The 14,884-nt window shown below is 41.0% G+C and carries 9 protein-coding genes; 5 read left to right on the top strand and 4 right to left on the bottom strand.

From position 1 onward, the window contains the following. Positions 1-84: 84 nt before the first annotated feature. Both HC000_RS11885 and HC000_RS11880 read left to right on the top strand, forming a co-directional pair. Complete coding sequence (locus HC000_RS11885) at positions 85-1,389, top strand: NAD(P)/FAD-dependent oxidoreductase (RefSeq protein ID WP_179807749.1); 1,305 nt, start codon at positions 85-87, stop codon at positions 1,387-1,389. A gap of 161 nt (positions 1,390-1,550) precedes the next feature. Continuing rightward, complete coding sequence (locus tag HC000_RS11880) at positions 1,551-3,050, top strand: DUF2235 domain-containing protein (protein WP_179807748.1); 1,500 nt, start codon at positions 1,551-1,553, stop codon at positions 3,048-3,050. A 165-nt stretch (positions 3,051-3,215) separates the two neighbouring features. Here HC000_RS11880 and HC000_RS11875 read toward each other — a convergent pair whose 3' ends face one another. Then, positions 3,216-3,416 (bottom strand): ribosome alternative rescue factor ArfA, encoded by a 201-nt coding sequence (locus tag HC000_RS11875; RefSeq protein ID WP_058374703.1) that lies wholly within the window; start codon positions 3,414-3,416, stop codon positions 3,216-3,218. Positions 3,417-3,838: 422 nt separating this feature from the next. Next, on the bottom strand, positions 3,839-6,382 hold the full coding sequence (locus HC000_RS11870; protein ID WP_179807747.1) for a TonB-dependent receptor: 2,544 nt from the start codon (positions 6,380-6,382) through the stop codon (positions 3,839-3,841). A gap of 492 nt (positions 6,383-6,874) precedes the next feature. On the opposite strand from HC000_RS11870, the gene hemH reads away from it, so the two are divergent. Continuing rightward, positions 6,875-7,894, top strand: coding sequence for a ferrochelatase (gene hemH, locus HC000_RS11865; RefSeq protein ID WP_179807746.1), 1,020 nt, complete (start codon positions 6,875-6,877; stop codon positions 7,892-7,894). Positions 7,895-8,722: 828 nt separating this feature from the next. Here hemH and HC000_RS11860 read toward each other — a convergent pair. Both HC000_RS11860 and HC000_RS11855 read right to left on the bottom strand, forming a co-directional pair. Beyond that, complete coding sequence (locus HC000_RS11860) at positions 8,723-9,880, bottom strand: benzoate/H(+) symporter BenE family transporter (protein WP_089369059.1); 1,158 nt, start codon at positions 9,878-9,880, stop codon at positions 8,723-8,725. 184 nt (positions 9,881-10,064) lie between these two features. Continuing rightward, positions 10,065-11,285 (bottom strand): ectonucleotide pyrophosphatase/phosphodiesterase, encoded by a 1,221-nt coding sequence (locus HC000_RS11855; RefSeq protein WP_179807745.1) that lies wholly within the window; start codon positions 11,283-11,285, stop codon positions 10,065-10,067. A gap of 334 nt (positions 11,286-11,619) precedes the next feature. Between HC000_RS11855 and dgt the strand changes: the two genes are divergently transcribed. Together dgt and HC000_RS11845 are read left to right on the top strand one after the other, a co-directional pair. Beyond that, on the top strand, positions 11,620-13,086 hold the full coding sequence (gene dgt, locus HC000_RS11850; RefSeq protein ID WP_179807744.1) for a dGTPase: 1,467 nt from the start codon (positions 11,620-11,622) through the stop codon (positions 13,084-13,086). 69 nt (positions 13,087-13,155) lie between these two features. Beyond that, entirely contained in the window at positions 13,156-14,697 is a 1,542-nt protein-coding gene (locus HC000_RS11845) for a cell surface protein (RefSeq protein WP_179807743.1), read from the top strand. The last annotated feature ends 187 nt before the right edge of the window (positions 14,698-14,884 follow it).

The raw sequence follows: 14,884 nt of genomic DNA, 5'->3' as shown, positions 1-14,884 counted from the left end.
AAAATAATTTATTGATACCCAAGTAACCTCAAAAAAATAATTCTACATAGATTATTTGGGTATATTATTTTTAAAGGCAGCGTTATGAATATTACCACACCTAAAGTCGTCGTTATTGGCGGTGGGGCTGGCGGATTAGAGCTTGCAACCCAACTAGGACATAAACTAGGAAAGAAAAAACACGCAGACATACTCCTCATAGATAAAAACCGCACCCACATATGGAAGCCGTTACTGCACGAAGTAGCGACCGGCTCTATTGACCCAGATTTAGACGGCGTAGTGTACAGCGCTCATGCCGCTAAACATCATTATCGCTTTCAGCTTGGTACATTTTGTAATATTGACCAAAGCAATAAAACCATTACCCTCGCACCACTTTATGACGAATTAGGCCACACTATTTTACCCGAGCGCAACGTGCGCTACGACCACCTTGTTATTGCCATAGGCAGCGTAAGTAACGACTTTAATACTCCTGGGATAAAAGAGCATTGCTACTTTTTAGATTCGAATCTGCAAGCAGAGCGCTTTCAGCATTCGTTACTCGACAGCTTTACCCGCCTGCACCAAGACGACAATCAACAACAATCATTAAACATTGCCATTGTGGGCGGCGGCGCAACCGGTGTAGAACTCTCGGCTGAGTTGTATCATGTTTCTGAGTTATTAAAGCTATACGGCTTAACTAATATGTCGTCCAAACGTTTACATATTCATTTAATTGAAGCCGGGCCACGCATTTTACCCGCACTTCCCGAGCGCATTGCCGTTAGTGCCAAGCGCGAGCTGCTAAAATTAGGGGTTAATGTACGCGAACAAACGCAAGTAAAAGAGGCCACCGAGCACGGCTTCATTACCAAAGACGATGAGCACATTAATGCCGATATTATGCTTTGGGCTGCAGGAGTAAAAGCTCCTGATTTTATTAAAGACCTAGGTATTTTTGAGCTCACTCGCAGCAATCAAATTCAAGTTAACCAATTTTTACAAAGCACGGTTGATGACAGCATTTTTGTATTGGGCGATTGCTGCGCCTTTACCCAAGCCGACGGCAAACAAGTGCCACCGCGGGCGCAATCGGCGCATCAAATGGCGCAATGTGTTGAAAAAAATCTTATAGCCACATTAAAACAGCAACCATTGAGTGGCTTTAAGTACAGCGATCACGGCTCTTTAGTTAATCTGTCTCGCTACAGTACAGTTGGTAATTTAATGGGTAATCTCACCAGTAATAGCTTTTTTATTGAAGGTAAAATTGCCCGCTTTATGTATATTTCGCTCTATCGCATGCATCAACGCGCCATTCACGGCAGTGCAAAAACCTTTGCCTTGTGGATCAGCGAAAAAATACTGCGCGTGGTACGCCCTAAAATGAAGTTACATTAAAGTTTTGCAGAGTTTAAACACCACAGCGGTGAATTTATTACCGCTGTCATTAATATTTAACACTTTTACGTTATATATCCAAACCATCTCAAAATGCAAAGTTCAGCATTTCAAAGGCTTGCTTTGGGTATAAAGTAAAAAAGCTTAGGAGGTAATATGCAATGACGGCTAAAACACTCATTTTTAACTTTGATGGCACCGGTGCTGAGCCTAGAGACGCCGAGCAGTTTAGTGCTGATCATTTTAAAGAAGACAGCAGTATTTCTAATATTCTTAAACTACACTTACTCGCTGGCGGACAACTTAATAACTCTCCTAATACTAAATTAACCAATCAACTTAGTTTTTATTATCAAGGTATTGGTACTAAAGGCAGCCGCTTAAAACGTTTTTTAAATCAAACACTCGCACCACGTAACGACGATGTAGCTAGCATTTTAAAACAAGCCCTAAGTGATTTTAAAAGCCATTATAAGCTAGGCGACATTGTCTTATTAACTGGTTTTAGCCGAGGCGCTGCACTCGCTAGGCGCTTAGCAAAATTATTAGAACCATTAATAAGTGAGCAAGTATACCTGTGTGTATTTGACACTATTGCCTCTATTGGTTTATCAAAAATAACCAAAGCGACCCGTGGCGCAGAGCATGTAATTTTTGAAAACCACACCATAGCAAGTAATGTTACTCAAGCCTTACATTTTGTAGCCCTGGATGAAAAGCGTCGCGCGTTTGAACCCACACTAATGAACCAACAAAGCAACATTACCGAATTGTGGTTTGCTGGTGCGCATTCTGATATTGGTGGCGGTTACTATCGCGATGGTTTAGCCGATATTTGCTTACGCTATGCAATAGAGTGGTTAATCTCGCAGCCGTTAAATATCACCTTTTTAACCAGTCACGATATTGACTATATAGCCTTACTACCTAACAATAAAGTAATCGCGCAAGACGATATAACAATTACACCCGACCCGTTGGCATTAAGCCATCAGCAAAATTATTTTTGGTTTAACCCATTTTTTAAACTAGTAGATAGAGAATGCTATGTACTGATAGATAACGAACCAAGTCCCCTTGAGCCATTAGTGCACCACAGCGTGGCCGAACGCATTAACAAACTCACCAGTTACCGCCCAGAGTCACTTAAAAACCTGCCTTATAAAATAATCTATAACGATAATACCCAACTTAGTTTTACCGGGTTAAGTGCACATATTATGCTTGCTAACCAAAATATAAGCGTACTGGCAGTAAAGCAAAGCCAAGATGTGGTGGTATTTGCCAGCGAAGCCTACAACGCCACTGGTTTAATGCTAGAGCAAGGCGCAACGTATCGCTTTACCCCTTACCCTGATCAGTATTGGTTTGACGACGGTATAAAATGTACTGCGCTTGGCTGGCACCGCGATGACGTGCAACTTGGCGTAAAAGAAATCTCTATGGCATTGCTCGAGCCATTTAGACGACTGCCAAATGCACAGTGGTTTTCGTTAATTGGCGCTATTAATAAAAGTGACAAGAACTTATTTGCAATAGCCGACGGCGCAGATGTTAAAATAGTGCAATCAGGCGAATTTACTCCATTTGCCAACGACTTAAGCCGATTTTATGGCGCTAACGCCGGTAAAATTAAAGTAAAAGTAACGAGGTTAAAATAAAACAGCGCTCAGGCATTAAGTTTCAGGTAGAGACTAGGCTAGCTGAAGGTGGAAGTTTACATAGCACTATTAGCAACAAGTGCGAGGCGAAAGTAATAAGTTAAGCTAGTACCTAATCTCTAATAACTAAAAGCATTAGCAAAAGCCCTATTTGATCACAGCTATTTAAGCGGCGATTAAATAGGACTCTTGTCCTGAATGCTTGTTGCTGCGCTTAAAAGAGCCTTTACCTTTTTTAGCTTTAACCACTTGTGGTTTAAACACTTTAGAGGTAACCAGTGCAGCCAACGCATTGTGCCTTATAACACCGCGGCCAGTATCTACGGCGCTGTTAGTGGCCGTTTTTGTTTTCGATTTTTTAGTCATCATTTTTCCTATAAACCAACTAATTATAAAATAGATTGTATGTTACTTAACCTGAACTCTGGTTAAGAGATTTACTAACGTACTAAATCATAGTTATATTTAAATTTATTTTCTCTAGCCAGAGATTTTCAGTGAAAACAAGGCGAATTTACGCGTCAATAGCTGGCCTATTGCAAGTAAATTCAACGCAGTTAGCGCTGAAAGTAGCTGCTTGAGATATATTTATTATCCAAAGTTCAGGTTACTTATATATGGCGATTGTATGCTTAATTTACAAGCTTGCAAGTGATTTAAAGCGCTATTTAAAAAATATGTCCCCCCCCCCCTTTCCCCCTATTTCACTGCCCTCATTAGTATAAAATTAAGGCAAAAAAAAGCGCAGTAAATAACTGCGCTTGTTACTGTTTAGCTGCTATTAAATATTAAAAGCTAAAGCTTAATTTTGCATAGTAGCTACGGCCATCAAAACCATAAGGTACGGCACGTAATGGGTATTTAAATCCGCCATTAGAGATAAAGTTAAGTACTTCATCATCACCTAATTCATCTGGCGTTTCGTCAAATACGTTATCAGCACCAACCGATACAGCAAACGTATCGTTAATTTGGTAAGTCACGTTTAAATCAACCAATACTGCTGACTCAACCGTGCTGGTAGGCTTAAATGAACCCGTAGGTGATAAAAACCCAGGTAACGAAATATGGTCGTTAGCAAAGTATTTAACATCGGTTTCGCCAAAGTAGTTAAAGCGTATCATTGAACTATAAGCATCGCGCTCATAATCAAAGGTTAACGTACCACGCTCACCTGGTTGGCCGTCTGTTAAAAAGCTGCTTTGTATATCATCAAGCGCGACATTTTTTGGAATACCAGGTGCTGCATTTACATTATCAATTTTAGTTTCGTTTAGGTTACCCGCAAAAGTAATACCTAAGTTACCACCGTCCAGTTCAGTACGGTAAGATGCAATAATATCAACACCTTGTGTAGTTGAATCTAAAGAGTTTGAGAAGTAGTTTGCTTGCACTGCACCGGTTGCTTGTAATGCAGCAACTGCCTCTGCACTAAATGCCACATCGTCTGCTGACAATAAACTACCTAGCGTTATACGGTCTTTAATTTCTACGTGGTAAAAATCAACCGTTAACGAAAGCTCGCTGGTTACATCATAAACAAAGCCTGCGCTTAAGTTTTTAGATGTTTCTAGCTCTAAACTATTAACTCCTAAAGCAGAAGGAAATGCCGAACCTGTGGTTGCTGTAAACGATTGGCTTAACGTGCCATCTGAGCCTAAGTTAGTGGTAAATGCTGTATAGCCACTTTGTTGTAACGACGGTGCTCTAAAGCCTGTTGATGCTGCAGCGCGCACAGCAAAGTCATCATTAAATTCATAACGCGTTGCTAATTTACCAATTAAATCATCGCCTGCATCCGAGAAATCTTCGTAGCGAAGTGCGCCACTTACGTTCCATGCATCGGTGATCATGGTTTCTGCATCTACATAAAATGCATAGCTGTCGCGGCTTTGTGAATTTGACGCTTCAGGGCGCAAACCGTTATAAGCTTGAAAACCACACTCTGCAAATTGATTAGGATCGTTAACTGACGGATACGAGGTATCCATATTAGCTAAACCACACGCATAAGAAGCTTCTTCCCCTGGGACTATTTCGTAATTTTCTTTACGGTACTCTGCGCCAAACGACAAATAAAGAGGCTCACTACGACCAATATCTATAATGCCATTAATGTCGGCATTAACTGTAGTTTGATCAAAACGGAAACCACCTGAATACCCACCACTTGGGCCCGCATTAGCCGCTATATCAGCGTTACTCGCATTTGGGTTATTAGCAACATACTCTGCCGCATACGAGGCATTAATGCTGTTACGTGAAGTAAAGTCGTATTGGTTTTCACCATACACCGCCGATACATCGTATCCCCAGTCGGTATTAATTTCGCCTTTAAGTCCAAGTGCAAGTGAAATATCTTGTGCTTCGTTAAAAATCTGCGGTAAAAAACCATCTGCGTATACTTGAGTTACGTTTTTGCCAGCTTCATTAAAGTTTCGGTAAAAACCATTACCTAAAGCGGTACGTTCAGAATAGCCACCAAATGAGTAAAGTTCATTATCGCCACCAACGGGCAGTGCCATATTATAAAATAGTGAGGTAAATTCGCTCTCTGCATTACCTTGGCTCCAGCGTACATCTTTAGAAAGCGTACCAGGTGCTACATCGAGTGAGCCGCCAATATCGCGCTCTGCACGGTTAGTGCCCTCGGCATCACGGTGCTCAAGTGATAGGTTAATGAACCCACCTTCGCTGCCTAAATCAAAACCGCGGTTTAAGCCAACCGATACTGTTTCGCCATCGCCTTCGCCGGTTTCGCTATATTGTACATAACCTGTAGTAACGCCAGTTGAATTGTTAAGCGATAAGTTAATAACCCCTGCAATAGCATCAGAGCCATACTGTGCTGCAGCACCATCACGCAGTACTTCAACACCTTTTAAAGCAACTAACGGAATCGCATTCATATCGGTGCCCGCTGAACCACCACCAACCGTACTGGTTAAACCAAAAATGGCTTGATTATGACGGCGCTTACCATTTATTAATACTAGTGTTTGATCTGGCTGTAAACCACGTAAAGTGGCAGGTCTAAATAAATCAGAGCCGTCAGATACTTGCGTACGCGAAAAGTTAAATGAAGGTGCGGTTGCTTGTAAGCTTTGCCCAAGTTCGGTAAAACCACCTTTATTTAGATCGTCCGCGTCAATTAAATCAATAGGAGATGAGGATTCAGTAGAAGTACGATTTGATACGCGTGATCCTAATACTGATATTTGCTCAATATTTTTTACAGCTTTAACCGGTGCTTCTTGTGCGTTAACCATGCTTGGCGCGCTAAAAGCAAAAGCAACGGCAACAGCGAGTGTGTTTAAACGATATGTTGACATAGTGACGACCCTGTTTTGTGTTCTTATAATTTATAAAAGGTTGTTACATACAAACCTTGCTGCCAACATCCTAGCAACATATGTAAATAAAAAGATACTAAAATGCATAAATAATTAGTCTATGTATGCAAATAACTTCTAAAATAGAAAATTAACACCTTAAATAGATTAAAATACCAGCAACTCGGCATTTTATTTTAAATATTAAAAAGTTAACGTATTGTTTACACTGACCTTCAACTCACTGACTGCTCATTTTACAGCCAAACCATGGTTACTTATCTTTACAGCCTGTAACCTGGTGTTTACAGTGCACTAAAATGGCAGGTTTTTTAGTTTTTATATAAAAAGTAATAACCTCAAAGTATCTAATCGTGCTGATTTTTTAAAATTATAATTAAAACAACTAAATGATTGATCTAAACAGTGCTTTTTTTCGTTACACTATGCCTTAATAGTTATTTCTGAATATTTTGCTTGAAGGAGCATAACGTGTCGCGATTTTCTGCCGTTACCGATAATCCCCATGATGGGCGTTTCAATCAAAAAATAGGCATATTACTCACCAACTTAGGCAGCCCTGATGCGCCAACAGCAAGTGCTTTGCGTACTTATTTACGTGAGTTTTTATCAGATCCACGTATTGTAGAAATACCACGTTTTGTATGGATGATTATTCTCCATGGTATTATTTTACGTATTCGCCCAAAACGCTCTGCCAAGCTTTATGAAAGTATATGGACCGAAAACGGCTCACCACTTACCCATATTACTCGCCAGCAAAGCCTAAAATTAAATGCGCTATTAAAAGAGCATGGCTATACCAATACCGAAGTGGTTATGGCTATGCGTTACGGCAATCCTTCAATTGAAGCTGGGTTGGAACAACTTCGCGATAAAGGCCTTACGCGCATAATTGTATTACCGTTATACCCACAATACTCAAGCCCAACTACGGGCTCAACCTTTGACGCGGTATCAAACGTGCTGCGTAAATGGCGCTGGGTTCCTGAGCTGCATTTTATAAACGGCTATCACAAAAACACCCGTTACATAGAGTCGTTAGCTAACAGTATTAGCGAAGATTTAGCAGCCAATGGTATGCCACAAAAACTCGTTTTTTCGTACCATGGTATGCCTAAACTATTTTTAGAACGAGGCGATCCGTATCACTGTTTATGCCTACAAACCACACGTTTAGTAATCGAAAAGCTTGGCCTTGATAAAGACCAAGTAATAAGTACCTTTCAAAGCCGCTTTGGTAAAGCAGAATGGTTAAAGCCTTATACCGACGCTACCCTTGAAAGCTTTCCTGCACAAGGCATAAAAGATATTGCCATAATTAGCCCCGCGTTTAGTGCTGACTGCTTAGAAACCCTCGAGGAGTTAGAGGGCGAAAACCGTGAAATTTTTGAACATGCCGGCGGTGAGAAATACCGTTACATTGCTGCACTAAACGAGCGAGACGATCACATAGACGCCATGTTTGATATATTAAAACCAATGCTTTAAAGGCAGTAAAAGAGCAGATTTAGGTATCAGGCTTTAGGCTCGAAGCCCTTCGCCTCTTTGTGCATAAATCACTTAACGATCTTTTGCACAAAGAGCAGACAATGAGAGTGAATGAGCAAATATAAAATACATCGTTCTTGCCATTATCATTCCTCTAAAAGCGCAGCGTCTCATACTCTCTTTGTGAATAAGTGGGCTTAAATACTTTTGCACAAAAAGTAGACAATGAGAGTAAATGAGCAAATATAAAATACATCGTTCTTGCCATTATCATTCCTCTAAAAGCGCAGCGTCTCATACCCTCTTTGTGAATAAGTGGGCTTAAATACTTTTGCACAAAAAGTAGACAATTAGAGTGAATGAGCAAATATAAAATACATCGTTCTTGCCATTATCATTCCTCTAAAAGCGCAGCGTCTCATACCCTCTTTGTGAATAAGTGGGCTTAAATACTTTTGCACAAAAAGTAGACAATTAGAGTGAATGAGCAAATATAAAATACATCGTTCTTGCCATTATCATTCCTCTAAAAGCGCAGCGTCTCATACCCTCTTTGTGAATAAGTGGGCTTAAACACTTTTGCACAAAAAGCAGACAATGAGAGTGAATGAAAAGACACATATAAAATAGATATCAGTAAAAGAAGAAATCTAATATCAGAAAAACATTCGGGCTGCGCCCACACGTGAGCAGCATAGCTGTTTATTTTGCCCTTAGATCGTCGCCCAAATCCTTTTTCTTCTCTAAAGCGCAGCGTCTCATGCCCTCTTTGTGAATTAATAACTTAAAGAGCCTTTGCTCTAAGCTCGATGCCCTTTGCCCGATGCTTTAACCCTTACGGATAATAAATAACGTTAATACGCCGGCTATAATTCCCCAGCAGGCAGAGCCTACCGACCACAGGGTTAAATCTGACGCGGTGACTAAAAATGTAATTATGGCGGCTTCGCTATATTGTGAGCTATGCAGTGCTTGCTGCAGGCTTGAAGCAATAGTGCCAAATAATGCAATGCCCGCTAAAGCTAAAATTAATGCTTGCGGTAAGCTGGCCACTACGGCTACTAATGTTGCTGCGCACAGCGCCATAATAATATAAAAAACGCCACCGGCTATGCTCGCCCAATAACGTTTATCGGGGTTTTTATCTGCATCTTCACTCATACAAATGGCGGCTGTTATGGCAGCTAAATTAATTGAATAGGTGCCAAATGGCGCTGTTACTAAATTAATAAAACCCGTTACATTAAGTGACGCCGAAATTGGCGCTTTATAATTATGGGCTTTTAGTACTGCAATACCGGGTAAGTTTTGTGAGGTCATGGTTACTATATATAAAGGAATACTAATACTAATAAATGCCTGAAAGTTAAAACTTGGGGCTATATAAGCAAAACTACTAGCTTGCCATTGCAAGTTGCTGGTATCAATATGGCCCATATTCCACGCCAGTAATACGCCGGTTATTAGTACACTTAACATAGTAAAACGTGCAAAGTAACGTTTACCTATGCAGTAAACTAATACCATTAAGCCAATCATTAACGGTAATTCGTTCATAAAGTTAAATACGTCAATGCCAAAAGTAACTAATACGCCCGCAAGCATGGCACAGGCAAGCTCACTGGGAATACGGTTCATAACTTTTTCAAACCAGCCCGTCACTCCCGATAAAAATACCAATAGTGCACAGAGCATAAATGCCCCTACGGCCTCATTTAGGTTATAGCCATCGGCGGTAGAAATTAGCAGTGCAGCCCCTGTAGTCGACCACGCAATTAATATAGGCACTTTATAATAATACGATAAAATAATAGAGGTGCTGCCCATTACTAAGCCCAGCATTAAAATCCAGCTGGCTACTAGCTCAGGCGTACCGCCAAGCACAATAACTACCTGGTAAATCAGTGCTACTGAGCTGGTAAAACCAATAATAACGGCCACCAACCCTGCCATTACACGGCTAACTAACTGATCAATCCCTGCCATAAGTTTCTCTATTTATTATTGTTATATTTTTAACATACGTGGCAGTTAAATACTTTGCAATTAGCAAGAGGTCTAATTTGAGTGAAAAATAGTCATGTCAGTTTACAGGCATAAAAAAGCGGCTAATTAGCCGCTTAGGTATTATGTAGTTTACAGCCTAAGCTGTTATTTTTTAGACTACAGATTAATGCACTATCATTTTTCGCTGCACAGCGGGCATTAAGCTTTTACCGTCGCCGTCGGTTTTACTAAGTAGCTTTAGCCCCATTATTTTTGCCAATACCGGATAAATATCTAAGTTATTAACTTGCTCAATACTCATACCCTTTTTAAACGCAGGGCCAACAGCTAAAAAGGTTGCTGCCATATCATCGGTATAAGCATAACCGTGGGTGCCTATAGAGCCTGCTTTTTCTGAACTAGCAAATATTGCTGGTGCCGTTGTTTGCACTACAATATCGCCTACACGGGTGCCTTTATTATAATGATAGCCCGCTAACTGCTCAGCCGTTAATACCGTATAACGCCCTTTAGCTGCTTGTTGTAAACGCGCTTTATAGCCCTCAATATCGGCATTAACCGCCTCAGGTTTTGTATAAATAAGTAACCGCGGGCCGGTATTTTTTACTAAAAAGTTGTCATCTTTAGGTAAACTACTAACTAATATACTTTTAGCTGGATCAAGCTGCGCCATACCATGATCCGACACTATCACTAAGTTTACTTCTTGATCTAATTTGCTTAAACGCGCTTGTAACTGCCCCATTAACTCATCGAGTTGTTTAACTGCATCGCGCGTTTGAATCGCATCGGGCCCATATTTATGTCCCATGCTATCTACCAATGAAAAATAACCTGCAACAAACCGCGGGCGCTGCGCTTTAGGTAAACTTAACCACTGCACTATTTGATCAACCCGGTCTTGATAGTCACTATGCTGCGAGTAATGAAAATAGTAGTCAGGGGTCATGCCGTTAAAACGCGCATCCGACTCAGGCCAAAAATAAACTGCCGATTTAAGTCCCTGCATTTTAGCCAAGTTCCACAACGGCGTACCGCTAACCCAAGTACTATCGGTAAAGCCTTTGCCCATGCTATAGCATTCATTATTACGTGCTTTATCACAAAATCTATTGTCAACAATGCCATGATTAACAGGGAGTAAGCCGGTAATAATTGAAAGATGGTTAGGAAACGTTTTGGTAGGATAAACCGGAATCAACTTTTGCGCTCTTACACCGCGATCACCCATTGCTTTTAAATTAGGCGCACCATGTTTTTCTATATAATCCCAGCGCATACCATCAATTGATATAAGTACTACCGTTTGCTCTTTTGCGGCAAACGCATTACTCATCCCTAATAAAAGGCAAACCGATATTGCCTTTATAATCCACTGTTTCATTTTAATACCCTGTTTAACATAATGTTTATTTATAAAATATGTGTGCAAATGAGCGCGTTTGGCTCATCTCTACCAAAGCGCTAAAAATTAAAAGCTACGCTTTTCGCGCCAGCAAGCTATGCGCCTACAAAGTAACAGCGCGAGGTAAACTCCCGCCTACCTACAATCACCGCACTTGGCTAACCTTTACCTGACATCTAAAAACCTGCTTTGTGATTCGATCTTAAAGCAATATATTAATTTAAGATACAAACTGATAGATTAAAGAAAATTAATGAAAAACATATGACGATGCGCTAAAACTATGCCTGTCATCAACTTAAAAAAGGACAAGATGATGATCGATTTTAGTAAAAAAATAACCCCCGCACGTATGTATCGCACTACCGCTAACTTACAAATGGCACTAGAGAGCGATCGGGGCCGAATTATAAACAGCGCCGCTATTCGTCGCCTACAACAAAAAACCCAAGTGTTTCCACTAGAGCGCAACGCCGCGGTACGTTCTCGCCTTACTCACTCGTTAGAAGTACAACAAGTAGGGCGCTTTATAGTACAACGTATTTTTGCATCACTAAGTTATCAGCAGCTGCAAGACTACGGACTCACCGAGCTAGAGCGGCCGTTAGAAAGCCTAGTTGAAATGGCCTGCCTAATGCACGATATAGGCAATCCGCCGTTTGGTCACTTTGGTGAAGCCGCCATAAACCATTGGTTTAATAATAATTTAGCAAGTGTAACCCCCGAGCGCTGTAAACAGCCTAATTCTGGTATTGGGGTTGTTTTTAAAAGCCTAGCACACGACATTTGCAGCTTTGAAGGCAATGCCCAAGGCATACGTATTATTCACTCATTACAATTACTTAATTTAACCTACAGCCAAAGTGCCGGTATTTTAAAATATACCCGCCCTGCAGGGCTCGACAAAAAAGAGATACCACAAAACAAAAATTATTTAATGAAAAAGGTAGGTTACTACTACAGCGAAAAAAAATTTGTAGAGGCACTGCAAACTGCGCTTGAAATTCAGCCGTATTGCCGCCACCCCGCAAGTTATATTATGGAAGCTGCCGATGATATTTCCTATTGCCTAGCCGATATAGAAGACGCCGTAGAAAAAGACATAATAAGCACCGAACTATTATGCCAAAAGCTTAAAAGTCATTATACAAAAGTACTTATAAACCTCACTATCGACGACAGCCAACATCAAGACTTTGTAAATAAAGCCGTAGACTACGCACTTGAGCGTGCCAACGCACAACCTTATAATTTTAATAGTGAATTTTTTATATACTTACGCGTAGCGCTGCTGCATCCGTTAGTTAATCATGCGGCTAAACGCTTTATTAAACACATAGAACCCATTTATCATGGCGATTTTAACCAAGCACTACTTGAGGATCGCAGCTATTTACACGCACTCACCATAACCCTTAAACAAGTGGCGCTTGAATATGTATTTTCAAACAAAGAAGTAGAAAAACTCGAACTACAAGGCTACCGCATTATTAACGGCCTGCTCGATTGTTACAAACCACTGCTATTATTAAGCAGTGACGACTTTAAACGAGCGCTCAATGGCGATTCACGCTTATTAATAGAATCGCGACTGGTTAAAAAGCTTTCTAAAAAGCACTTAAACAGCTATCAGCACGCCATAGATGCAATGCAAGAAGAGCCTGATCACTTTACCGCCTATGAGTTTTATTACCGCTGCCGGTTAATTCAAGATTATATAAGCGGCATGACCGATCAATTTGCCTACGACGAATATCGCAGCCTAATGGTAATTGAGTAGCCCACAGTAGATATATTTTAAATTAGCGCTTAAAATCAAACTATTGATGCTTAAGCGCTACTGAACTTTATGATAAAAATACTCACACGCCTGACCCTTTGTGTTGCCCTATTTTATAGCTTTAATAGCGCAGCCTATAACCAAGCTATGTGCATACTTATAAAACAAGAAATGCAGCAGCACAGTAATAACAAAACGGGCCGCAGCTACCGCAATGCCGCGCGCGACTATAATAAAAATTGCAATAAGCCGGTAGTAACACCAACTCAGCCAAAACCTAAGCCACATGCTATTGTTAATGATCCAGAGCCGCAGAAGGCACTGCCCGAGCCTATTACTGAGTCGGTTAAAGCGCCTATTGTTGAGCCTTTAAAAACACACTCTGAGACAGACAATACCGCGAGTATTAATACCGAGTTACAAGCAAGCCCTAGTCAAACAAGCCAAGTAACAACTGATGAACCCGTTGCTAATGTAAAAAGCTCAGATATAAAAAGTACTGATGTAAAAAGCACTGATATAAAAAATCCGGCAGCTAAAAGTACACCGACAAACACGACAGAAATAAGCGCAGAGCCCATCGCAGCAGCACAAAAGCCGGCAAATATAAAACCTACGCCAGTATCAAAACCAAACACCGAAAGCGCCGCCTCACTACTGCTACCTAGCTTATTATTATTGCTAATAGTACTTATTGGCGTAATGGTTTTAGTACGTATGCGCCGCTCTAAACAAAGTAATTCTGAGGTGGCAACAGTACTGCCAACGAGCCCAGCTGTTACCACACCCGCTCCTAAATCAGTAGTTAAATCGGCAGCTAAGCCAAGCCCTAGCGCCGTAAATACGCAAAATACGACAACAGCACAAATTGCGGCAGAATCTGTTTCAATGCAGCAAATTGATGCCGCGCTGGCAAAACCACAAGCAAGTACTAGCGAGCCAGAAACCGTAGCTAAAACAACAAATACAACATTTAGTAATGAAAAACCCAAAACAAAAACAAAAGCAGAGCCCAATACCGCAGAGTTTGAAGCCGCGGCTAAAAACACCTTAGAGCGAATAAAAAATGCCAGCGACTTTGCCGAGCCAGAAGTACGCATGTTCGATCCCGATGTACCACTGCCTACTAAAAAGCAGCGCCAACAACAGGTTACTCAACAAGTGCCAGCAGCAATTAATGATCAAACGCCAGCTCAAAATACAATTGAGCCCGCCAATATCAGCCCAGAGCCAATTATTGCGCAGCAACCAACAACGAATATACACCCCCCTGTAAACAGCACCACAGAGCAAGCAACTTCATTTAATACCGAGCACGAATTTAAAGAGCCCGAAGTACGTACTTTCGATCCCGATGCACCGCTACCAGGTAGTAAAGCAAAGCCTGTAATAAAAGCAGATACAAACCAACAGCCAGAACCAGTAGTTGAGCCTAAAGAGCAAAATGTGCAAATAGACAACAGCAACCCATTTGCTAACCTATCGCTGGATGATAGCTGGGATCCAAATTCATCGGTAAAACCTAAAATAGCAGAGAAAAAACGTGAACCTAAATCTCAAGCCCTGATCGAAGCCGAGCAGCGTGCTAAAAATATGCAAACTAAAGAATAGAGTTAAAGGTTTTATACATTGGTAAGTTAAGTGCCAATGTGAACTACCCATCGACGCCACTCCGTGTCGATCAATGGGCTTCTACAGCCTTGACTTAGAGACTAGGCTGCTTCTTTTTTCTCAGTTCCAACAGCAAACTTCGATAGCTCGAAGACTTTCGTTTTAATGGCTGATTTCTGCTGAGATG

The sequence above is a fragment of the Pseudoalteromonas sp. MIP2626 genome, from assembly GCF_013414205.1.
GTDB lineage: Bacteria > Pseudomonadota > Gammaproteobacteria > Enterobacterales > Alteromonadaceae > Pseudoalteromonas > Pseudoalteromonas nigrifaciens.
The sequence above is the reverse complement of the archived record's forward strand: the minus strand, read 5'-3'. Positions and strand labels throughout refer to the sequence as shown.